This window comes from Ancylobacter sp. TW_SC_1 (assembly GCF_056836805.1).
The window spans coordinates 3,030,365-3,051,793 of record NZ_CM166365.1 but is presented as its reverse complement, the minus strand read 5'-3'; the positions used below and the strand labels follow the sequence as shown (position 1 = coordinate 3,051,793).

The 21,429-nt window shown below is 68.0% G+C and carries 22 protein-coding genes; 18 read left to right on the top strand and 4 right to left on the bottom strand.

What is annotated here, in order from left to right; translation table 11 throughout:
• The first annotated feature begins 123 nt into the window (after positions 1 to 123).
• The 6 genes from AC1PZ7_RS14115 (at position 124) to AC1PZ7_RS14090 (ending at position 6,463) form a co-directional block, all read left to right on the top strand.
• Positions 124 to 1,617: an acetyl-CoA hydrolase/transferase family protein gene (locus AC1PZ7_RS14115; protein WP_482355845.1), complete on the top strand. Its 1,494-nt coding sequence runs from the start codon at positions 124 to 126 to the stop codon at positions 1,615 to 1,617.
• A gap of 66 nt (positions 1,618 to 1,683) precedes the next feature.
• Positions 1,684 to 2,268: a nucleoside 2-deoxyribosyltransferase gene (locus AC1PZ7_RS14110; RefSeq protein ID WP_482355844.1), complete on the top strand. Its 585-nt coding sequence runs from the start codon at positions 1,684 to 1,686 to the stop codon at positions 2,266 to 2,268.
• A 153-nt stretch (positions 2,269 to 2,421) separates the two neighbouring features.
• On the top strand, positions 2,422 to 2,709 hold the full coding sequence (locus tag AC1PZ7_RS14105; RefSeq protein ID WP_482355843.1) for a hypothetical protein: 288 nt from the start codon (positions 2,422 to 2,424) through the stop codon (positions 2,707 to 2,709).
• A gap of 143 nt (positions 2,710 to 2,852) precedes the next feature.
• Positions 2,853 to 4,112: an aminopeptidase gene (locus AC1PZ7_RS14100; RefSeq protein WP_482355842.1), complete on the top strand. Its 1,260-nt coding sequence runs from the start codon at positions 2,853 to 2,855 to the stop codon at positions 4,110 to 4,112.
• 106 nt (positions 4,113 to 4,218) lie between these two features.
• Positions 4,219 to 6,321, top strand: coding sequence for an OmpA family protein (locus AC1PZ7_RS14095; protein WP_482355841.1), 2,103 nt, complete (start codon positions 4,219 to 4,221; stop codon positions 6,319 to 6,321).
• Between the two features lie 4 nt (positions 6,322 to 6,325).
• On the top strand, positions 6,326 to 6,463 hold the full coding sequence (locus tag AC1PZ7_RS14090) for a hypothetical protein (RefSeq protein WP_482355840.1): 138 nt from the start codon (positions 6,326 to 6,328) through the stop codon (positions 6,461 to 6,463).
• Positions 6,464 to 6,606: 143 nt separating this feature from the next.
• Here AC1PZ7_RS14090 and AC1PZ7_RS14085 read toward each other — a convergent pair whose 3' ends face one another.
• Positions 6,607 to 8,781 (bottom strand): transglycosylase SLT domain-containing protein, encoded by a 2,175-nt coding sequence (locus AC1PZ7_RS14085; protein ID WP_482355839.1) that lies wholly within the window; start codon positions 8,779 to 8,781, stop codon positions 6,607 to 6,609.
• 408 nt (positions 8,782 to 9,189) lie between these two features.
• Between AC1PZ7_RS14085 and dapA the strand changes: the two genes are divergently transcribed.
• Complete coding sequence (gene dapA, locus AC1PZ7_RS14080; RefSeq protein WP_482355838.1) at positions 9,190 to 10,080, top strand: 4-hydroxy-tetrahydrodipicolinate synthase; 891 nt, start codon at positions 9,190 to 9,192, stop codon at positions 10,078 to 10,080.
• A gap of 40 nt (positions 10,081 to 10,120) precedes the next feature.
• Positions 10,121 to 10,594, top strand: a complete 474-nt coding sequence (gene smpB, locus AC1PZ7_RS14075) for an SsrA-binding protein SmpB (RefSeq protein WP_482355837.1) — start codon at positions 10,121 to 10,123, stop codon at positions 10,592 to 10,594.
• A gap of 170 nt (positions 10,595 to 10,764) precedes the next feature.
• Here the strand turns inward: smpB and efp are convergent, their stop codons facing one another.
• Positions 10,765 to 11,334 (bottom strand): elongation factor P, encoded by a 570-nt coding sequence (gene efp, locus AC1PZ7_RS14070; protein WP_482355836.1) that lies wholly within the window; start codon positions 11,332 to 11,334, stop codon positions 10,765 to 10,767.
• 137 nt (positions 11,335 to 11,471) lie between these two features.
• Between efp and epmA the strand changes: the two genes are divergently transcribed.
• Entirely contained in the window at positions 11,472 to 12,515 is a 1,044-nt protein-coding gene (epmA, locus tag AC1PZ7_RS14065; protein ID WP_482355835.1) for an EF-P lysine aminoacylase EpmA, read from the top strand.
• A 6-nt stretch (positions 12,516 to 12,521) separates the two neighbouring features.
• On the opposite strand, the gene AC1PZ7_RS14060 is transcribed toward epmA, so the two are convergent.
• Together AC1PZ7_RS14060 and AC1PZ7_RS14055 are read right to left on the bottom strand one after the other, a co-directional pair.
• Positions 12,522 to 13,193, bottom strand: a complete 672-nt coding sequence (locus AC1PZ7_RS14060; protein ID WP_482355834.1) for a uracil-DNA glycosylase — start codon at positions 13,191 to 13,193, stop codon at positions 12,522 to 12,524.
• 5 nt (positions 13,194 to 13,198) lie between these two features.
• Positions 13,199 to 13,822: a LabA-like NYN domain-containing protein gene (locus AC1PZ7_RS14055; protein ID WP_482355833.1), complete on the bottom strand. Its 624-nt coding sequence runs from the start codon at positions 13,820 to 13,822 to the stop codon at positions 13,199 to 13,201.
• A 241-nt stretch (positions 13,823 to 14,063) separates the two neighbouring features.
• Here AC1PZ7_RS14055 and rpoZ point away from each other — a divergent pair, with 241 nt between their 5' ends.
• The 9 genes from rpoZ to era all read left to right on the top strand — a co-directional run bounded on the left by rpoZ (position 14,064) and on the right by era (position 21,428).
• Positions 14,064 to 14,444 carry a DNA-directed RNA polymerase subunit omega gene (gene rpoZ, locus AC1PZ7_RS14050; RefSeq protein WP_482355832.1) on the top strand — a complete coding sequence of 127 codons (381 nt, stop codon included), beginning with the start codon at positions 14,064 to 14,066 and terminating at the stop codon, positions 14,442 to 14,444.
• 155 nt (positions 14,445 to 14,599) lie between these two features.
• The gene (locus tag AC1PZ7_RS14045) at positions 14,600 to 16,801 is read left to right on the top strand and encodes a RelA/SpoT family protein (protein ID WP_482355831.1); all 2,202 of its coding nucleotides are present in this window, start codon (positions 14,600 to 14,602) and stop codon (positions 16,799 to 16,801) included.
• Positions 16,802 to 16,867: 66 nt separating this feature from the next.
• Positions 16,868 to 17,062, top strand: a complete 195-nt coding sequence (locus tag AC1PZ7_RS14040) for a CsbD family protein (protein WP_482355830.1) — start codon at positions 16,868 to 16,870, stop codon at positions 17,060 to 17,062.
• Between the two features lie 67 nt (positions 17,063 to 17,129).
• Complete coding sequence (pyrE, locus tag AC1PZ7_RS14035) at positions 17,130 to 17,723, top strand: orotate phosphoribosyltransferase (protein WP_482355829.1); 594 nt, start codon at positions 17,130 to 17,132, stop codon at positions 17,721 to 17,723.
• A gap of 5 nt (positions 17,724 to 17,728) precedes the next feature.
• Complete coding sequence (locus AC1PZ7_RS14030; RefSeq protein WP_482355828.1) at positions 17,729 to 18,505, top strand: pyridoxine 5'-phosphate synthase; 777 nt, start codon at positions 17,729 to 17,731, stop codon at positions 18,503 to 18,505.
• Positions 18,506 to 18,512: 7 nt separating this feature from the next.
• Positions 18,513 to 18,923, top strand: a complete 411-nt coding sequence (acpS, locus tag AC1PZ7_RS14025; RefSeq protein WP_482355827.1) for a holo-ACP synthase — start codon at positions 18,513 to 18,515, stop codon at positions 18,921 to 18,923.
• A 122-nt stretch (positions 18,924 to 19,045) separates the two neighbouring features.
• The gene (lepB, locus tag AC1PZ7_RS14020; protein ID WP_482355826.1) at positions 19,046 to 19,801 is read left to right on the top strand and encodes a signal peptidase I; all 756 of its coding nucleotides are present in this window, start codon (positions 19,046 to 19,048) and stop codon (positions 19,799 to 19,801) included.
• Positions 19,798 to 20,517, top strand: coding sequence for a ribonuclease III (gene rnc, locus AC1PZ7_RS14015; protein ID WP_482359651.1), 720 nt, complete (start codon positions 19,798 to 19,800; stop codon positions 20,515 to 20,517). Before lepB ends, rnc begins: the two co-directional genes overlap by 4 nt.
• Complete coding sequence (gene era, locus AC1PZ7_RS14010; RefSeq protein ID WP_482355825.1) at positions 20,514 to 21,428, top strand: GTPase Era; 915 nt, start codon at positions 20,514 to 20,516, stop codon at positions 21,426 to 21,428. The genes rnc and era overlap by 4 nt, the downstream gene beginning before the upstream one ends.
• Position 21,429: the final 1 nt, after the last annotated feature.

Genomic DNA, 21,429 nt, shown 5'->3' with positions numbered 1-21,429 from the left:
CGCGTCGCGAGTGGAGCCCTGCACTGTGCGCATAGCGTCGCCCGGACGGCACCAAAGTCGAATCGCGATACCGGTAGCCGCGCGCTATCGGAGCCTCACTGTCACCAAACGTCAGGTCCTGCCATGCATCGCGAGCGTATCCGCCAGCCGTCGCTCCTCTCCAAGATCGTCAGTGCGGAGGAGGCGGCGTCTCATATACGCGACGGCATGACCGTCGGCATGAGCGGCTTCACCCGCGCCGGCGAGGCCAAGGCGGTGCCGATGGCGCTGGCGCAGCGCGCGAAGACCGAGCCGCTTAAGATCACCCTCATCACCGGTGCCTCGCTCGGCAACGACCTCGACAAGCAGCTGGCCGAAGCCCATGTGCTGTCCCGCCGCATCCCCTTCCAGTCCGATCCGGCGCTGCGCCGGGCGATCAATGCCGGCGAGGTGATGTTCGTCGACCAGCATCTGTCGGAGACGGTCGAACTGCTGCGCACGCACCAGCTCGGCCCCATCGACGTGGCGGTGATCGAGGCGGTCGCGATCACCGAGCAGGGCGGCATCATCCCCACCACCTCGGTCGGCAATTCGGCGAGCTTCGCCATTCTGGCCGAGAAGGTCATCGTCGAGATCAACCTGTCGCAGCCGGACCTGCTCGAAGGGCTGCACGACATCTACATCCCGACACGTCGCCCGGTGCGCCATCCGATCCCGATCGTCGCGCCGGAAAACCGCGTCGGCCTGCCCTTCATTCCGGTCGACCCGGCGAAGATCGCCGCCATCGTCGTCACCTCGAAGCTGGATTCGTCCTCCACCGTGCTGCCGCCGGACGCCGAGACGCGGGCGATCGCCGAGCACCTGACGGAACTGCTCAAGCACGAGGTGGCGGTCGGCCGCCTGACCAACACGCTGCAGCCGCTGCAGGCCGGCATCGGCACCATCGCCAATGCGGTGATGCACGGGCTCATCGACAGCCCCTTCCACAACCTCACCATGTATTCCGAGGTGCTGCAGGATTCGACGTTCGATCTGTTCGATGCCGGAAAGCTTGATTTCGCCTCGGGCTCGTCGATCACGCTCTCGCAGGCGAAGTACCAGGCCGTGCTGCCCGACCTCGCCCGCTACAAGCCGCGGCTGGTGCTGCGCCCGCAGGAGATCAGCAACCATCCGGAAGTGATCCGCCGGCTCGGCGTCATCGCCGTCAACACGGCGCTGGAGTTCGACATCTACGGCAACATCAACTCCACCCATGTGGGCGGCACCCACATGATGAACGGCATCGGCGGCTCGGGCGATTTCGCCCGCAACGCCTATCTCTCGATCTTCGTCACCAAGTCGACGGCGAAGAACGGCGCCATTTCCAGCGTCGTGCCGATGGTCAGCCATGTCGACCATACCGAGCACGACGTCGACATCGTGGTGACGGAGCAGGGGCTCGCCGACCTGCGCGGCCTCGCCCCGCGCGAGCGGGCGCCGCTGATCATCGCGAAATGCGTCCATCCGAGCTATCGCGACGCGCTGTCGGACTATTACGCCCGTGCCGTCGCGCGCGGCGGGCATACGCCGCACATCATCGAGGAGGCGCTCGGCTGGCATGCGGCGCTGCGCCAGCGCGGAACCATGCTGCCGGACTGACCCGGTTGCGCCCGGCGGGGCGGGGCGGCTAAGCCTGCCGGGGACAGTGCCCGCGCGAGTCGCCCCATGCCGCCGCTGCTTCGCCTCTACCTCGCCGGACCGGAAGTGTTTCGGCCCGATGCCGCCGCCGAAGGCGCGCGGCTGCAGGCGCTGTGCGCGCAGGCCGGCGCCGAGGGGCTGTTTCCGCTCCACGCCGAGGGCGTGGACATACGCCGCGCCTGCATCGACATGATCGACGCGGCCGATGCGCTGATCGCCAATATCTCGCCGTTTCGCGGTGTCCACATGGACCCCGGCACCGCCTTCGAGATCGGCTATGCCGAGGCGCGCGGCAAGCCGGTTTTTCTGTGGTCGAACGAGCTGCGGATGCTGACCGAACGCGTGCCGGAGGCGACGCCGGGGCGCGACGGCGAGGGGCACCTGGTCGAGGACTGGGGCAAGCCCGAGAATCTGATGATCGTGCCGGACGGCCGCCAGGTCTGGGCGACGCCGCAGGAAGCCGTGGCCGACGCCGTCGCCGCGCTGGGCTTCACCGTGAAGAACCGCGACCTGCAGCGGCGGACGCGGCGCGCGGTGATCGCCGCGGTGATCATCAGCCTGGCCTCGGCCGCCCTGGCGGGCACGCTGGCGGACTGGCTCGTCGGCTGGTAGCCGGCCGTTTCGCGACGTCTTCGAGCGACGGGAAAGCCGCGCGCGAAGACGTGAACGGAACAAACTCTCGCACCCTGCCGTTATCTGTTCGAAGGACCCGGTGAAAACGACCGGGCGAAAAGCGAAAAGCTTGCAGAAGACGGAGACGACATCATGCGTAAGCTGGTACTTGCATCCGCTACTCTGGGCATTCTCACCGCCGGTGGCATCGGCGCGGCGTTTGCCGACCCGCCGCCCTATCGCGGCCCGGTCTATGAAGGCCGGAACGTCTATATGGGCGAGACCTATTACGGAGCCCCGGTCTATGGTCGCCGCGTCTACCGCACGGTGCCGCTCGGCCCGGCCTATGGCTACGAGCCGACCTATGCCGACCCGTGGTACATGCCCGGCGATCAGGCGATCATCAATCAGGAGCGCGCCAACGCGCGCAGCAGCCGCTGATCCCGCGACTGTGATCCGGACACCGACGGACGGGCCATTGGCCCGTCCGTTTCATTGTATAGGTCGTCGGCTTGACGTGCGGCCCTCGGCCTCTCTTGAATGGTCGCAAGGCGACGCGCGTCGCCATCTGTTCGGAGACCGACATGACCAAGCACGCCAGCGTACCCCCCGAGTTGCTCTCGCACGAGGAAAGGCTGGACAGGCTTGGTCAGGTGGCCGTGCATGTCGGCCTCGGCCTGCGCCCGGGGCAGGAACTGGTGATGACCGCCTCGATCGAGGCGCTGCCGCTGGTGCGCCGAATCACCGAACATGCCTACAAGGCCGGCGCGAGCCTCGTCACCACGCTGTTCAGCGACGAGGAGGCGACGCTCATGCGCTTCCACCACGCCCCCGACGCCAGCTTCGACACGGCCAGCGCGTGGCTCTATGACGGCATGGCAAACGCCTTCAAGTCGGGTGCGGCGCGGCTGGCCATCTCCGGCGAGAACCCCTCGCTGCTCGCCCATGAGGACCCGGACAAGGTCTCCCGCGCCAACCGGGCGCGTTCGAAGGCCTATATGCCGGCGCTCACGCACATTGCCGGCTTCGACATCAACTGGACCATCGTGTCCTGCGCCTCGCCGGCCTGGGCCAAGGCGATGTTTCCGGAGGATCCGGAGGACATCGCGGTCGCCAAGCTCTGGCATGCCATCTTCGCCGCCTCGCGCGTCGACACGCCCGACCCGGTCGCGGCCTGGGCGGCGCACAACGCGGAACTGAACGCGCGCACGGCGCGGCTCAATGCCAAGCGCTATTCCGCCCTGCGCTTCCGCGGACCGGGCACGGATCTCACGGTCGGCCTTGCCGACGAGCATGAATGGGCCGGCGGCGCTTCCACCGCCAAGAACGGCATCGTCTGCAACGCCAACATCCCCACCGAGGAGGTGTTCACCACGCCTCACAAGGGGCGGGTGGACGGCTACGTGGCCAGCACCAAGCCGCTTTCCTATCAGGGCACGCTGATCCAGGACATCGCGGTACGGTTCGAGAACGGCCGCATCGTCGAGGCGAACGCGCGGACCGGCGCCGACGTGCTGAACAAGGTGCTCGATACCGACGAGGGCGCGCGCCGGCTCGGCGAGGTGGCGCTGGTGCCGCATTCCTCGCCGATCTCGAAGAGCGGGCTTCTGTTCTACAACACCCTCTTCGACGAGAACGCCGCGAGCCACATCGCGCTCGGCCAGTCCTACAGCAAGTGTTTCATCAACGGCGCGTCGCTGACGCCCGAGGAACTTGCCGCGCGCGGCGCGAATTCAAGCCTCATCCACATCGACTGGATGATCGGCTCCGGCGAGGTGGACGTCGACGGCATCACGGCCGCAGGCGAGGCCGAGCCGGTGATGCGCAAGGGCGAATGGGCCTGATGGCCCTGCCTGGGGATAGGACGGCTTCCTGATGCCGTCGAACTATGGTGAAGTCGCGCCGCCTCGAGACCGGTCGAATCCGGTCTCCAGACGGGAGACAAGATGGATGTGTCGTTGGCGTGCCTGGTGGAAGGGGTTGCCGGTTCTTGCCGTGCTGGCCGCTGTCGCCATCACCTATGGTCGGGCGCCGGTCGAGCAGGATCTGGCGTCCCGTGCCGAGGTGCTGCTGTCCGACATCGGCGAATCCTGGGCGCGGGCGCGCTTTGAGGGCCGCAACGCCTTGCTGGAAGGCGAGGCGCTGTCGGAGGATGCGCGGATCAAGGTCCGCAGCGAGCTGACGCGCCTGTCCGGCGTGCGTGTGGTCGAGGACCGCACGACGCTGCTTCCCGAGCGCCGCCCCTTCACCTTCGCCGCCATTCGCGACGGCACCAAGCTGCATCTGGAAGGCTATGTACCCTCCGCCTATGCGCGACGACGCATAGCCGAGGCCGCGAACGCCATGGCGGCGGGGGTGGCGGTGACGGGCGAGAAGGAACTGGTGCGCGCGCGCGGCGTGCCGGCCGGCGATTTCATCGGCGTCGTCACCTTCGGCATCGAGCAGCTCGCCAAGATGCCGGCGGGGCGCATCACCATCTCCGACGATTCGTTCTCGATCGAGGGGCGGGCACCCGACTTCGCCACCTATGATGCGCTGGAAGTGACGGTACGCAGCGAGCTTCCCGGCGATTTCAAGCTGGCTCGCTTCGCCGTGCTGCCGCCGGCGGTGTCGCCCTTCGTCTGGTCGGCGACGCGCGAGCCGGACGGCGTGACGCTGTCGGGCTACATCCCGCTCGGCGACGCACGCCGCGCGCTGCTCGACATGGTGCGGGCGGCAGTGCCGGGCGCGGCGATCTCCGACCGCCTGCGGCTCGCCGACGGCGCGCCGCCGACCGAGGGCTGGCTGAAGGCCGTGTCCTTCGCGCTCAGCCAGCTTGGCCGGCTGCCCAATGGCAAGGTCTCGCTCTCCGGCACGACCATCGCCATCGAGGGCTCGGCGCCGGACTTCGCCGCCTATGACGCGTTGGCCGGGGGACGTCGCAGCGTGCCGGAAGGCTACACGCTGACGCGTTTTGCCGTCGAGCCGCCGACCGCCAGTCCCTTCGTGTGGGGGGTGCAGCGCACGGCAAACGGGCTGCGCCTGACCGGCTACGCCCCTTCCGAAGACGCCAAGCGCCTGATCCTCGATGCGGTGCGCGGCGATTTTCCCGGCGTGCCGGTAAGCGACGAGATGCGCATCGCCTCCGGCGGTCCGTCGGCGGAAGCCTGGGTCACCGCCACGACCTTCGGCGTCGACCAGCTCTCCAAGCTGCGGCTCGGCGCCGTGCGCGGCAATGGCACGATCCTGTCGCTCTCCGGCGAGGCGCAGGATTCGGCGGCGTTCAACACGGTGCAGGCGACACTGGCGCAATCGTCGCCGCGCGGCTTCACCTGGCGCACGGATGTACGTCCGCCGGTGGTGTCGCCCTATGTCTTCAGCCTGCGCAAGGATGGGGACGGCCTCACCGTTTCCGGCTTCTTCCCGTCGCCCACCGAGCATGAACGGCTCATCGCCGCCGCGAAGGTGCAGTTCCTTGGGGCGCCGGTGAACGACGTGTCGGCGGTCGCGCAGGGGGCGCCGCAGGGCTTCACCGCCGCCGCCATGGCGGCGATGCGCCAGCTCTCCCGCCTTCAAGCGGGGGAGGCCCGCTTCGACGACGGAAAGTTGAAGGTGACGGGAACGGCGTTCTATCCCGCCGCGGTGACATCCATCCGGGCAAGCCTCGCGGCGGCGCTGCCGGCGGGGCTCACGGCCGACGTCACGCTCGACATCGCGCCGCCACGCGCGCTGGTCGACCAGGCGGCGTGCAGGAAGACGATCACCGATCTGCTCGACAAGGGGGCGATCACCTTCGAGACCGACGGGGCGCGGATCGAGCCGGCCAGTTTCGGCCTGCTCGATCATATCGCCGCCGCGGCCGCCAACTGCCCGGATGCGCTGATCGAGATCACCATGCTACAGCCGGACGCACGCGCCGCCCTCGTCACCGCGCGGGCGCAGGCGCTGACGCAGTATCTCGCCGCCGCCGGCATCGCGCCGGACCGGCTGGTGACCGGCGAGCATCCCGCGCTCGCCGTTCAGGCCCCCGGCAGGACGGTCGGGTCCGGTGACATTCAGCTGATCGTGAGGTGAGGCGATGTGGTTCCTGGCGCTCGAATTGTGGCCCTATCTGCTCGGCGCGCTCGCGATCGGCCTGGCGACCGGCTGGCTGAGCGGCGGCTCTCGCCCGCGGCCGGCCGCCCGCGTGGCGGAAACCGAGGAGGTGACGCCGTGACCCCATTCGCGGCCGACGTCACGCTTCTGCTCGTTGCGGCCTATGTGGCGGGCTGCGTCGGTGGCTGCTGGCTCAGGCGCATCTTCGGCGATCGCCGGGCGGGCTGAGCCCGTCCGGGACGTTTTATCGCGCGGCGGCGGGCGTCATAGCCGCGAGCCGCGCAGGTCCGCCTCGATCTGCAGCGTGTCGCGCGAGCCGAAGCGCGACTTGTAGACCTGCGCATTCTCCATCACGCGCTGCACATAGTTGCGCGTCTCCGAGAACGGAATGCGCTCGACCCAGTCGATGGGATCGACGGACGGATCGCGCGGATCGCCATACTGGGCGATCCACTTCGCGACATTGCCGCGACCGGCGTTGTAGCCGGCGAAGGTCAGCACATAGTTGTTCTGGTAGTTGTCGAGCAGGCTGCGCAGCTCGGCCGAGCCGAACTGGACATTGACCGTCGGATTACTGAGCTGCGCCGGATTGAGCGACGCACCCGTGCGCCTGGCGATGGTGCGGCCGGTCGCCGGCATCACCTGCATGAGGCCCGTGGCGCCGGCCCGCGACAGGGCGGAGGGGTTGAACATGCTCTCCTGGCGGGCGATGGCGAAGACCAGCGAGCGGTCGACGTCCTCGGCGATCGGCCGGTAGTTCGGAATGCCGATCGTGGGATAGGCCTCGGCCTCCAGCGGAATGCCGCGATTGAGCGCGACCTTGCCGATCGTCGTCATGGTGCGGGCGTCGCCCTGCTGTTTGGCGAGTTCGGCCAGCAGGCCGAGCTGGGCGGCATCGGGCAGGCGCTCGGCGAGGTCATAGGCCAGCGCCAGCGACAGGTTCGACTTGTCGAGCCGTTCCAGCAGCCTGAAGATCATCACGCCCTCGTCGCGCGCGAAGGCGGCGCGCTGAGCGGCATTGGCGGCCGGAGCGGCCTTGATCTTGACACGGGAAACGCCCAGCCGGGCATTGGCGAGCTGTCCGTAATAGGCGCTGCCGTAATCGGCGGCGGCCTCGTACTGCGCGCGCGCATTGGCGGTCGAGCCCAGCGCCTCCCAGGCCCGCCCCTGCCAGTAATGGCCGCGCGAGACGGTGGCCGGGTGGGTCTGATTCTCCGGCACCTTGCTGAAATGCTGTAGCGCGGTCTTGGGATCGTTGAGGAAGCGCAGCGCGATCCAGCCGGCGGTGAACTGGTGTTCGGCGCGCATATGCTCGTCTTCCGGCACCGCGGCGTCGCGCGCCACCTTGTAGGCGGTGCGGGCGTCGCCCTTGTCGAGCAGGCCGCGTGCCACGAGCCGACGCTCGATCCACCACTCGTCGGGGTCGATCAGCACGGCGGAATCCCGCGGCGCGCTGGCGAGCGTGCGGGCGGCGGCGACGTGGTCGTCCTTGCGGCGCTGGATCTTGGCGAGCGTGTACAGATAGGCGGGATCCGAGCGCAGCGAGCCCGGCACCGACGCCAGCAGCTTCGCCGCGTCTCCCTTGCCGGAGGACAGGGCGATGCGGGCGCGGGCGAGGGCGGTGACATCGTCGCCTGCCCGCTGTGCCGCCCGCAGGCCGCGCTCGGAATCCTCGGCATAGAGCAGCTTGTCGGCGCGGTACTTGTGATCGGTGCGCGTCAGCAGCCCGCCGAACTCGACCATGACGGTGGATTCGGCCTCGGAGGACAGCGCGTCCTCCTGCCAGGCATTGCGCAGCCAGGCCGCGCCGGCCTTCTGGTCGCCGGCGGCGAACAGCGCCCGGGCGAGGGCGATCTTGCCTTCGCCGGAGAAGGGCGCCTGCTCGGCGAAGAAGGTCAGGATCGTCTGCGGATCCTTGTTCTCGGCATAGAGCAGATATTCGAGCCGCCGGCGCAGCACGATCGGGGTGGGGAGGGTCGGATGGGCCCGCAGGATAGCGACGGCGCGGTCATAGCCGACGTCGCGGGCCGTGACGCGCAGCGCCAGCCAGCGCACCAGCGCCTGCGCGCCGGGATCGCGCATCTGGTCGGCGATGGCGAGCGCCTGGGCCGACTGTCCCTTGTCGATCAGGCTCACGGCCTGCTGAAGGTCGCCCGGCGCACGGGCCAGGGCAGGCGCGGCGAGGGCGGTGCCTGCCGCAGCCGACGCCGCCGTGACCTTGGACGAGGGGGTGACCGTTGGCTTGGCGGCGGTCTTCGCCGGCTTGGTCTTCGCCTTGGCGGACTTCACCGTCGAGGGCTTGGCCGGGGGCTTGGCGGCGGATTTGGGCTTCGGCGCCGGCGTCGGCACGGGCGTCGCCGCCTGCACGGATGTGGTGGCGAGCGGCAGGACGAAGCCGGCGGAGCCAAGCAGCAGCGCGGCGGCGACCGGCAGAATCATGCCGGCACGCGCCCTCCGTCCGCAACGGACGTCAGGACGCAGGATCGCGAATTCGTTCACGTACTCGCTCATGGGCTCTCGCACTCCTGACAAACCGACGAAGCCGGATCATGCGGCGGTCCCTGAAGGACCCGATGTCGTCTGTTGTCCCGCGATCTTATTGACGAATTGCTAACCACTACCCCGCGTCTTCGCCGCCGGAGGGTTCAATCGCCCTTCATCGCCTTCCGCTGTAAGCGTCCAACCCGGCGAAACAGGGGCAGGGTGCCGCACCTGACGCGCTTTGCCAAGGCTTCCGCAACAACGCCCTTCCTTCGGCCGCGCCGACGCGATATCTGATGGCCCCTTTGCAGCGCCATGCCGGGCATGGCGCGCGACAAGGACGAATGAAAGCTTCAGGAGCGCTCCATGTCCCACTCGCTGCCCTTCCGTGGATCCTTTACGGCGCTCGTGACGCCGTTCCGCGACGGCGCGCTGGACGAGAAAGCGTTTCGCGGGCTCGTCGACTGGCAGATCGAGGAAGGCATCCACGGCCTCGTGCCGGTGGGCACGACGGGCGAAAGCCCGACCGTCTCGCATGACGAGCACAAGCGCGTGGTGGAATGGACCGTCGCCCAGTCGGCCGGCCGCGTGCCGGTGATCGCCGGGGCCGGCTCGAACAACACGATCGAGGCCATCGACCTCGCGCGCCATGCCGAGCAGGCGGGCGCCGACGCGGTGCTCGTCGTCACGCCCTACTACAACAAGCCGGGGCAGGAGGGCCTGTACCAGCACTACAAGGCCATCAACGATGCGGTCGGCCTTCCGATCTTCATCTACAACATCCCCGGCCGGTCGGTCGTCGACATGTCGGTGGAGACGATGGCCCGGCTGTACGAACTGCCCAACATCGCCGGCGTGAAGGACGCGACCGCGAATCTCGCGCGCGTCAGCCAGCAGCGCCAGGCCATGGGGGCGGGCTTCAACCAGCTCTCCGGCGAGGACGCCACGGCGCTGGCCTTCATGGCGCATGGCGGCGACGGCTGCATCTCGGTCGCCTCCAACGTGGCGCCCAAGCTCTGCGCGCAGCTGATCGACGCCTGCATCGCCGGCAACTACGCCAAGGCGCTGGAAATTCAGGACCGTCTGTTCCCGCTGTTCCAGGCGCTGTTCGTTGAAACCAATCCGAGCCCCACCAAATATGCGCTGAGCCTCCTCGGCAAGATTGCCGACGAGGCGCGCCTGCCGATGGTGCCGGTGACCGAGAAGACCAAGGAGACCGTCCGCGAGGCCATGCGCCACGCCGGGCTGCTCAACTGACGTTCCATCGGGGCCGGCGCCCCGATGAGGGGCAAGTGTAATGGCCGAAAAGAAGACGCTGCCGCGCAAGGTCGTCGCCGATAACCGGCGGGCGCGGTTCGACTATGAGATCGGCGAGGTCTTCGAGGCCGGAATCTCGCTCTCGGGCACGGAGGTCAAAAGCCTGCGCGGCGGTCGCGCGACCGTGGCCGAGAGCTATGTTTCCGCCAAGACGGGCGAGGCGATCCTCTACAATTCCTTCATTCCTGAATATCTTCAGGCCAATCGCTTCAACCACGAGCCGCGCCGCCCGCGAAAACTGCTGCTGCACAAGCGCGAGATCGCCAAGCTCTGGCAGGCGGTCGAGCGCGAAGGCATGACCGTGGTGCCGCTGCGCATCTTCTTCAACGAGCAGGGGCGGGCCAAGGTTGAGATCGCCATCGCCCGCGGCCGCAAGGCGCACGACAAGCGCGAGGCGCTGAAGGCCAAGGACTGGGCCCGCGACAAGCAGCGGCTGATGCGCGACCGCGGGTAACGGCGTCTTGTCATCCCGCCCGAAGGGGGAGCCGTAGAGCCCGGATCGACCTCCGGTCGTCCGGAACGACGACAGCGTCGCCGGGCCAGGCCCCACGCCGCCGCCAAGCCCGATTCAAAAGAAAAGCCCGGTACTTGGCCGGGCTTTTTGATTCGGCCTGTCAGCGCCGCTCAGTCCTTGGCGCGCTCGACATAGGAGCCGTCGGCGGTCATCACCACGATGCGGGTGCCGACCGCGATGTGCGGCGGCACGGCCGAACGCACGCCGTTGGAGAGAATGGCCGGCTTGTAGGAGGAGGAGGCGGTCTGCCCCTTCATCGCCGGCTCGGTCTCGACCACTTCGAGCACCATGCGCTGCGGCAGCTCGATGGCGATGGCAATGCCCTCGTGCACCGACAGATGGACCTGCATGCCGTCGCTCAGATAGGCGGCCTGGTCGCCGATCACGTCCGGCGACACCGCGATCTGGTCGTAGTTTTCCGGGTTCATGAAGTGGTAGCCCTCACCGTCCGAATAGAGGAAGGTGTAGGGGCGGTCCTCGACGAGGGCGCGCTCGACCTGCTCGGTGGTGCGGTAGCGCTCGGAGACCTTGGTGCCGTCGGAGATGCGGCGCATGTCGAGCTGGGTCACCGGGGTGCCCTTGCCGGGGTGGATGTTCTCGGCGGTGAGCACGACGTAGAGCTTGCCGTCCATGTCGACCACGTTGCCCTTGCGCAGCGTGCTGGCGATGACCTTGACCATTGCGGTCCTCTGGCTGTTGGGTGCGTCGCATCACGCGGGGCACCGCTGGGATTCCGTTGGCGCCTCCTATACAAGCGCGCCCGCTTTCCGCCAACCCCGCCCGCAACCCGCCCGTGCGCGCGCCGGAGGACCGTCCTATGTCCGTTTCGATTTCACCCTGGTGGTCGCCCGAACGCCACGCCGACCGGCGCCCCTTCCTGCTGGCGCGCCAGCGCATCCAGGCGGCGCTGCGCGCCTTCTTCGCCGCGCGCGACTTCATCGAGGTGGAAACGCCGATCCTCCAGGTCTCGCCGGGCAACGAGACGCATCTCAAGGCCTTCGCCACGGAACTGGAGCGGCCGGACGGCACGCGCGTGCCGCGCTACCTGCACACCTCGCCGGAATTCACCGCCAAGAAGCTGCTGGCGGCCGGCGAGGAGCGCCTGTTCACCTTCGCCCGCGTGTTCCGCAACGGCGAGCGCACCGCGCTCCACCATCCCGAGTTCACCATGCTGGAATGGTATCGGGCGCATGAAGGCTACGGCTCCCTGATGCGCGACTGCACGGCGCTGCTGGCCGTCACCGCAGAGACGGTCGGCGTACGGGTGTTCCATTTTGGCGGGCATGCCTGCGACATCGGCGTGGCACCGGAGCGCCTGACCGTGACGGAAGCCTTCGCGCGGTTTGCCGGCATCGACCTTATGGCGAGCGTCGGCATCGAGGCCAACGACCGCGACAGCCTCTGGCACGCGGCGCGTGCGGCCGGAATCCGGGTTGCGGATGACGACGGTTGGGCGGACGTCTTCACCCGGGTGATGGTCGAGAAGATCGAGCCGCATCTGGGTATCGGTCGCCCGACCATCCTGTGCGAATACCCGGTATCGGAAGCGGCACTGGCGCGGCCGAAGCCCGAGGATCCGCGCGTCGCCGAGCGTTTCGAGCTCTATGTCTGCGCCGTCGAGCTGGCCAACGCTTTCGGAGAGTTGACCGACGCGGCCGAGCAGCGTCGCCGCTTCAACCAGTGGATGGACGAGAAGGAGCGCCTCTACGGCACGCGCGTCCCGATCGACGAGGACTTCCTCGCGGCGCTGGCGACGATGCCGGAAGCCTCCGGCATCGCGCTGGGCTTTGATCGGCTGGTGATGCTGGCGGCCGGCGCGCGGCGGATCGAGGATGTGCTGTGGGCGCCGGTAGCGCCCTGACCGGAGTCAGCCCAGCGCGTCGATATGCGCGCGCACCTTGGCGAAGACGGCGTGGAACATCTCGGTCGTCAGCACGCCGGTGTTCGTGTTGTAGCGCGAGCAGTGATAGCTGTCGAAAAGCACCACTTCGCCGAGGCGATGCACCGCGCCATGGGCGAATTTGTGGTGCGAGAGCTTCTCGCCATGCGCGGCCAGCACCTGGTCATGGGCGATCTTGCCGAGCGCGACGATGGCGCTGAGGCTCGGCAGCAGGCCGATCGTGGCGGCGAGGAAGGGGCGGCAGGCGCGCATTTCCTCGGTCGTCGGCTTGTTCTCCGGCGGCACGCAGCGCACCGCATTGGTGAGCCGTGAATCGCGCAGCCGCAGCGAATCGTCCGCCCGCGCCTCGAAGCGGCCGGTGGCGAAGCCGAAGCGGATCAGCGTCGAATAGAGCAGCTCGCCGGCATAGTCGCCGGTGAACGGCCGCCCGGTGCGGTTGGCGCCGCGCAGACCCGGGGCGAGGCCGACGATGAGCAGCCGCCCGTCGATCGGTCCGAAGGAGGGGACCGGCGCGTTGTGCCAGCCGGTCTCCTGTCCGCGCCAATGTTCGCGAAAGGCGACGAGCCGCGGGCAGAGCGGACAGTCGCGGCCGGGTTCGGCGTCGGCCGGCGCCGGCGTCCTGAAGGTGGTTGCGTCCATCGTCCTCAGGAGTCCGGCATTTCGTCGTCGCCGTCGCCCGACGGGGGCGCGGTCCGCCGCTCCAGGAAGCGCGGCGTTTCCTGCATGCGGCCGGAACGGTCGGCGGGGTCGCGGCCGACGCGCGCCTGCAGGTCGACGAGGTCGAGGAACACGTCCGCCTGCCGGCGCAGTTCGTCGGCGATCATCGGCGGCTGGGTGTGGATGCTGGAAACCACGGTGACGCGCACGCCCTTGCGCTGGATCGCCTCGACCAGCGAGCGGAAGTCGCCATCGCCGGAGAAGATCACGATGTGGTCGACATGGCCGGCGAGCTCCATGGCGTTCACTGCCAGCTCGATATCCATGTTGCCGCGCACGCGGCGGCGGCCCTGGCTGTCGGTGAACTCGCGCGCCGGCTTGGTGACGACGGAGTAGCCGTTGTAGTCCAGCCAGTCGAGTAGCGGGCGGATCGAGGAATATTCCGAATCTTCCACCAGCGTGGTGTAGTAGAATGCCCGCAGGACGTAGCCGCGCCCCTGAAAATCCTTCAGCAGGCGCTTGTAGTCGATATCAAATCCAAGTGACTTGGTGGCCGAATAGAGATTGGCCCCATCAATAAAAAGGGCGATCTTTTCCATACCGTGAACCATACTGGGCAATGACCCTGAATCAGAGGGGTTGAAACGCGTTGCGGCGCATCGCGAAACGATGTGCCGGCCCCCGCCCATAGACATAACGCATTTGTGGCACCCGCGAGACGGCGGCGGCGGTTGTCCGCCATTTTAAGAATCCGCTGCGCGGGAATGCCCGCCCCCTGCGTGGAACGCTTGCCCCGCCGGCCCCGTTGGTCTATTGAGGCCGCTTCCTTTACACCGTCAGGAGTGCCGAAGCATGGCTCGCGTCACCGTCGAGGACTGCATCGACAAGGTCGACAATCGCTTCGAGCTCGTTCTTCTTGCCGGCCATCGCGCCCGGATGATCGCGTCCGGCTCGCCGATCACGGTCGATCGCGACAACGACAAGAACCCCGTCGTCGCGTTGCGCGAGATCGCCGACGAGACGATTTCGCCGGAAGACTTGCGCGAAGAACTGATTCACTCGCTCCAGAAGTTCACCGAGGTGGACGAGCCGGAGCCCGAAACCGTTCCGATGATCGCCTCGGCCAGCTCGGACGATTCCGACGTCATGCTCGACCGCATGACCGAGGAAGAACTGCTGGCCGGTCTCCAGGGCCTCGTGCCGCCGGAGCCGAGCGACGACGACGAAGGCTGATCGCCTGAGGCGATTGTGTCACGCGGCCCGGCCTAGTGCCGGGCCGTTTGCATTTTGCTTGGCTTTTCCGCGACATGCAGCTTGCGCCGGCTTGCGCCGCGGACAATATCTAGCCGATCGGCCCTGTCGGCCGACCATTCTCGCGAGTCCCTGTCATGATGCGGCAGTACGAGCTCGTCGAGCGCGTACGCCGGTACAATCCCAATACCGACGAGGCGCTGCTTGACCGCGCTTACGTCTATGCGATGCGTGCTCACGGCACGCAGAAGCGCGCCTCCGGCGATCCCTACTTCTCGCATCCGCTCGAAGTCGCCGCCATCCTGACCGACCTCAAGCTCGACGATGCCACCATCGTCGCGGCCCTGCTGCACGACACGATCGAGGACACCGACGCGACGCGCGACGAGATTGACAAGATCTTCGGCCCGCAGATCGGCGCGCTGGTCGAGGGCCTCACCAAGATCAAGAAGCTCGATCTCGTCTCCAAGCAGGCCAAGCAGGCCGAGAACCTGCGCAAGCTGCTGCTCGCCATCGCCGACGATGTGCGGGTCCTGCTGGTCAAGCTCGCCGACCGCCTGCACAACATGCGCACCCTGAAATGGGTGCCGGAGGAGAAGCGTTCGCGCGTCGCGCAGGAAACGCTCGACATCTACGCCCCGCTCGCCGGGCGCATGGGCATGCACGACATGCGCGAGGAGCTGGAGGACCTTTCCTTCCGGCAGCTTTCCGCGGAAGCCTATGAATCGATCCGCAGCCGCCTCCAGGCGCTGAAGGAGAACAATGGCGAGCTCGTCGCCTCGATTGAGAAGGAACTGTCCGACGCCATTGCGCAGAAAGGCATTTCCGCCGTCGTGAAGGGGCGCGAGAAGCGCCCCTATTCGATCTGGCGGAAGATGGAGCAGAAGTCCGTCGCCTTCGAGCAGCTCTCCGACATCTACGCCTTCCGCATCCTCGTGGAGAGCGTCGAGGATTGCTACGCCGCGCTCGGCGTCGTCCATACCAAGTGGCCGCTGGTGCCGGGCCGCTTCAAGGACTACGTCTCGACGCCCAAGCAGAACGATTACCGCTCGCTCCACACCACGGTCGTCGGGCCCGGCCGCCAGCGCGTCGAGCTGCAGATCCGCACCCGGCTGATGCACGAGATCGCCGAATACGGCATCGCCGCGCACGCGCTCTACAAGGACAGCAACGGCTCCGACGTGCTGACGCGCGACTCCAGCGCCTATGCCTGGCTGAGGCGGACCATCGAGCTGCTGGCGGAGGGATCGAGCCCGGAGGAATTCCTCGAGCACACCAAGCTCGAACTGTTCCACGACCAGGTGTTCTGCTTCACGCCGAAGGGACGGTTGATCATCCTGCCGCGCCGGGCGACGCCGATCGATTTCGCCTATGCCGTCCATACCGGGGTGGGCGACCGCGCCGTCGGAGCGAAGATCAACGGCAAGATCTCGCCGCTGGTCTCCGAGCTGCAGAACGGCGACGAGGTGGAGGTCATCACCGCCGCCGGCCAGACGCCGCCGGCCGCGTGGGAATCGATCGTCGTCACCGGCAAGGCGCGCGCCGCCATCCGGCGCGCCACCCGCGCCGCGGTGCGGGCGCAATATGCCGGTCTCGGCAAGAAGATCGTCGAGCGGGCCGTGGTGCGCGCCGGCAAGGTGTTCTCGGAGGAGAAGCTTGCCGGCTCCGTCGGCCGGCTGGCGCGCCAGTCGCTGGAGGACGTTTATGCGGCGGTCGGGCGCGGCGAGATGCGCTCCGACGACGTGGTGAAGGCGGTCCATCCCGAATGGACCGGCCCACGCCCGGAAGAGCGCGCCGCGCCGAAGGGCGAGGGCTGGTTCGAGCTGGAGCAGGGCCAGAGCCTCAAGTTCAAGATCCCCGGCATCGAGAGCGATCCGGACCCGAAGACCGCCATTCCCATTCGCGGCATCAACCGGGAGCTGCCGGTGCGCTTCGCGCCGAATGGCGGCGCCGTTCCGGGCGACCGCATCGTCGGCATCCTGTCTCCCGGCGAGGGAATCACCATCTACCCGATCCAGTCGCCGGCCCTGCAGGACTTCGAGGAGGAGCCGGAACGCTGGCTCGACGTGCGCTGGGACGTCGACGAGGACGACCCGCAGCGTTTCCCGGTGCAGATCGTCGTGGTGGCGACGAACGAGCCCGGCTCGCTCGCGCAGGTCGCGCAGGTGATCGGCGAGCGCGACGGCAATATCGAAAATCTGCGCATGTCCTCGCGCTCGGCCGATTTCACCCGCATGGTCATCGACATAGGCGTCTACGACCTGCGCCACCTCAACGGCATCATCACCGATCTGCGGGCGCGGCCGGTCGTCTCCAGCGTCGAGCGCGTCAACGGTTGATAGGGAATCGTTAACCCTGCTTCGCGTTTCCTCGGCAGTCCCGCGGGACGATCAGAGGAGACATCCATGCCCACCGAGCAGCTTCAGGCCAATCTCCGCATCGTCTCGGGCGCCGCCAAGGAATTCTGGGGACGCATCGCCGGCGACGCCATGCTCGCGGCCAGCGGCCGGGTCGAGCAGCTGGCCGGCGAGGTGTCGCTCGCCTGTGTGCGGGCGCGCAGCCGGACGGTTGGGCGCAGGCTGCCGTCGACCGGTGCCTGAGCGGGTGACGCGGACCGGCGGATGGGCTATCACCGCAGCCATTCAGTAACTTCCTTCGGGCATTCAGATGACACAAGACGAGGTCGTGGCCGAGTTCCGTGCGGCCGGCGCGCTGCTTGAGGGCCATTTCATTCTGTCGTCGGGCCTGCGCAGCCCGGTCTTCCTGCAGAAGATGTTCATCTTCCAGGATCCGGTGCGCACCGCCCGGTTGTGCAAGGCTCTCGCGGAAAAGGCCGAGGCGGCCTTCGGCAAGATCGACTATGTCGTCTCCCCCGCCGTCGGCGGCATCGTGCCGGGCTACGAGACCGCGCGCCATCTCGGCGCCAAGGCGGTGTTCGTGGAGCGCGAGGAGGGTAAGTTCCAGCTGCGTCGCGGCTTCACCATTCCCCCCGAGGCAAAAGTGCTGATGGTGGAGGACATCGTCACCACGGGCCTGTCGTCGCGTGAATGCCTCGCCTCGATCGCCGAGCACACCGGGAACGTCGTCGGCGCGGCTTGCCTCATCGACCGCTCGAACGGCAAGGCCGATCTCGGCGTGAAGCTGGTGGCGCTCGCCCGTCTCGACATCCCGGCCTATCCGGCCGACGCGCTGCCGCCGGAGCTGGCCGCCCTGTCGCCGGTCAAGCCCGGCTCGCGCGGCATCCAGGGCGCGAAGGCGTGACCGCCATGACCCCCATCATCCCGCCCATCCGTCTCGGCGTGAACGTCGACCACGTCGCCACCATCCGCAACGCCCGCGGCGGCGACCTGCCGGATCCGGTGCGCGCGGCCCAGCTCGCCTGCGCGGCGGGGGCCGACGGCATCACCGCGCATCTGCGCGAGGACCGCCGCCATATCCGCGACAGCGACATGCGGCGCCTGCGCGAGCAGCTGACCGTGCCGCTGAACTTCGAGATGGCGGCGACCGACGAAATGGTCGCCATCGCCCTCGAGCACCGGCCGCATGCCTGCTGCCTCGTGCCCGAGCGGCGCGAGGAACGCACCACCGAGGGCGGGCTCGACGTGATCGGCGGCGGCATCGACCTCGCCCGCAAGGTCGAGACGCTGGCCCATGCCGGCATCCGCGTCTCGCTTTTCGTCGCTCCGGACGAGGACCAGATTGCCCGCGCCGCCGACATCGGCGCGGCGGTGATCGAGCTGCACACCGGTGCGTGGTGCGATTTCATCGCTGCCGGCGAGACCGACAAGGCCGAGGCGGAATATGCGCGGCTGCTGCGTGCCGCGGGGCAGGGCGCCTCACTCGGGCTGGAGATCCATGCCGGCCACGGCCTCGATTACGCGACGGCCGAGACGATGGCCGGCATCGAAGCCGTGCGCGAGCTGAACATCGGCCACTTCCTCATCGGCGAGGCGATCTTCGGCGGCCTGGAGGGCACGATTCGCCACATGCGGGCGGCCATGGCGCGCGGGCGGGCGGGCATCGGCGCGCCGCAGGCCGCGTGAGGCTGGCATGATCATCGGCATCGGCTCCGACATCACCGACGCGCGGCGCGTCGCCGAGGTGCTGGAGCGTCATGGCGAGCGTTTCCTCGACCGCGTCTTCACGCCGGTCGAGCGCGCCAAGTCCGATCGCCGGGCGCGCCGGGTGGAGAGCTATGCCAAGCGTTTCGCCGCCAAGGAGGCCTGCGCCAAGGCGCTCGGAACCGGACTGGCGCAGGGCGTGTTCTGGCGCGACATGGGCGTCGTCAACCTGCCGTCCGGCCGCCCCACCATGGAGCTGACCGGCGGCGCCCGGGAACGGCTCGACGCGATCACGCCGCCAGGCTGCGAGGCGCGCATCGACCTGACCATCACCGATGACGGCCCGCTCGCGCAGGCCTTCGTCATTATCAGTGCTGTCCCGAAAGCCAATGGCGGCTGACCTGCCGTCACCTCGTGCGATCGTGAGCGGCGCGCGTTGCCGCCGCCTCGCCGAGCGGCTATAGGAGCCGCACGGCCGCCTCGTGCGGCGCATGCCGCGCCGCGAGCGCACCGGAAGGCGACATGACTTCGACGACCCAACCGAAGAAGAAGGAAGGCGGGCTCGGCGAGACCGTCAAGGTCATCCTTCAGGCGTTTCTCATCGCCATTCTGATCCGTACCTTCCTTTTCCAGCCCTTCAACATTCCCTCCGGCTCGATGAAGGAGACGCTGCTCGTCGGCGACTACCTGTTCGTGTCGAAGTTCAGCTACGGCTACAGCCGCTTCTCGCTGCCCTTCTCGCCGGACCTGTTCGACGGCCGCCTGCTCGGCTCGCCGCCGAACCGTGGCGACGTCGTGGTGTTCAAGCTGCCGCGCGACCAGAGCACCGACTACATCAAGCGGGTCATCGGCCTGCCGGGCGACGAGATCCAGATGATCGGCGGCCTGCTGCACATCAGCGGCGTGCCGGTAAAACGCGAGGATGCCGGCTACTGGATGGATGACGAGGGTGGCGGGCGTGTCGAGCGCGTGAAGCGCTGGACCGAGACCCTGCCCAACGGCGTCAGCTATTACACGCTCGACCTCGTCGACAACGGCTTCTACGACAACACCCCGGTCTACAAGGTGCCGCCCGACCACTATTTCATGATGGGCGACAACCGCGACAACTCCACCGACAGCCGCGTCCTCAGCCAGGTCGGCTACGTTCCCTATGAGAACCTCATCGGCCGCGCGCAGGTGATCTTCTTCTCGGTGAAGGAAGGCGACGCCGCCTGGCAGTTCTGGAAATGGCCTTGGACGGTGCGCTGGGATCGCATCTTCTCCTTCGTGCGATGACGCGCGGCAAGACCCGCGCCGACGACGATGCCGACCTCGACGCGCTCGAGGCGGCGCTCGGCCACAGCTTCTCCGACCGCGCGCATCTGCGGCTGGCGCTGACGCATATCAGCTCGGTCAGCGGCGGGCAGGGCTCGAAGATCCGCGTGCGCTCCTATCAGCGCCTCGAATTCCTCGGCGACCATGTGCTGGGGCTGGTCGTCTCGGACATGCTCTACCGCGCCTATCCGAACGCGGAGGAGGGCGAGCTGTCGCGCCGTCTGGCCGATCTCGTCTGCGAGGACGCCTGCGCCGATGTCGCCCGGACGATGGGCCTTGGTCCCCATCTGCGCCTCGGAGCGGGCGAGGACCGCACCGGCGGCCGCGACCGCCCGGCGATCCTCGCCGATGTCGCCGAGGCCGTGCTGGCGGCGGTCTATCTCGACGCCGGCTATCCCGCCGCCGAGGCGCTTGTCGAGCGGTTCTGGCGGCCACGCCTCGCCACCCCCGGCAGCTCGGCCCGTGATCCCAAGACGGCGCTGCAGGAATGGGCGCAGGGGCGGGGACTTGCGCCGCCGCACTACCGGCTGGTGGATCGCTCGGGACCGGACCATAATCCCGAGTTCCGGATCGCCGTCGAGGTGCCCGGCTTCGATCCGGTCGAGGCTACCGGCTCCTCCAAGCAGAACGCGCAGAAAACCGCCGCGGCGGCGTTTCTCCAACGGGTCAATTCATGAACGAAACCACCGAAGAGACGCGCTGCGGCTTCGTTGCCCTGATCGGGGCGCCGAATGCGGGCAAGTCGACGCTCACCAATGCGCTGGTCGGCACCAAGGTGTCGATCGTCTCGCACAAGGTGCAGACCACGCGCTCGCTGGTGCGCGGCATCGCGCTCGAAGGCGTCACGCAGATCATCCTCGTCGACACGCCCGGCATCTTCGCGCCGAAGCGCCGATTGGAAAAGGCGATGGTGCGCTCCGCCTGGAACGGCGCGGGCGATGCCGACGCCGTGGTGCTGCTGATCGACGCCCGCGCCGGCCTCACCGAGGATGTCGAGGCGATCATCCGGGGCCTCGCCGACGTGCGCCGCCCGCGGGCGATCCTGCTCAACAAGATCGATCTGGTGAAGCGCGAGAACCTTCTGGAGCTCGCCGCCAAGGTCGCCGAGCTGATCAGCTTCGACCGGCTGTTCATGGTCTCCGCCCTCGGCGGCGACGGCCTGACCGAGCTTCGCCAATGGCTGGCGCAGACCCTGCCGCTCGGCCCGTGGCTCTATCCCGAGGACCAGATCTCCGACGCCCCCATGCGCATGCTGGCGGCCGAGATCACCCGCGAGAAGCTGTTCCACCGGCTGCACGAGGAACTTCCCTACCGCTCCACCGTGGAGACGGATTCCTGGCAGGAGCGCAAGGACGGCTCGGTGCGGATCGAGCAGACCATCTTCGTCGAGCGCGAAAGCCAGCGGAAGATCGTGCTCGGCAAGGGCGGCGAGACCATCAAGGCGATCTCCATGGCGGCCCGCAAGGAGCTGACCGGGATCGTCGAGGCGCCGGTGCACCTGTTCCTGTTCGTGAAGGTGCGCGAGAACTGGGCCGACGACCCCGAACGCTACCGCGAGATGGGGCTCGATTTTCCGCAGTCCGACTAGG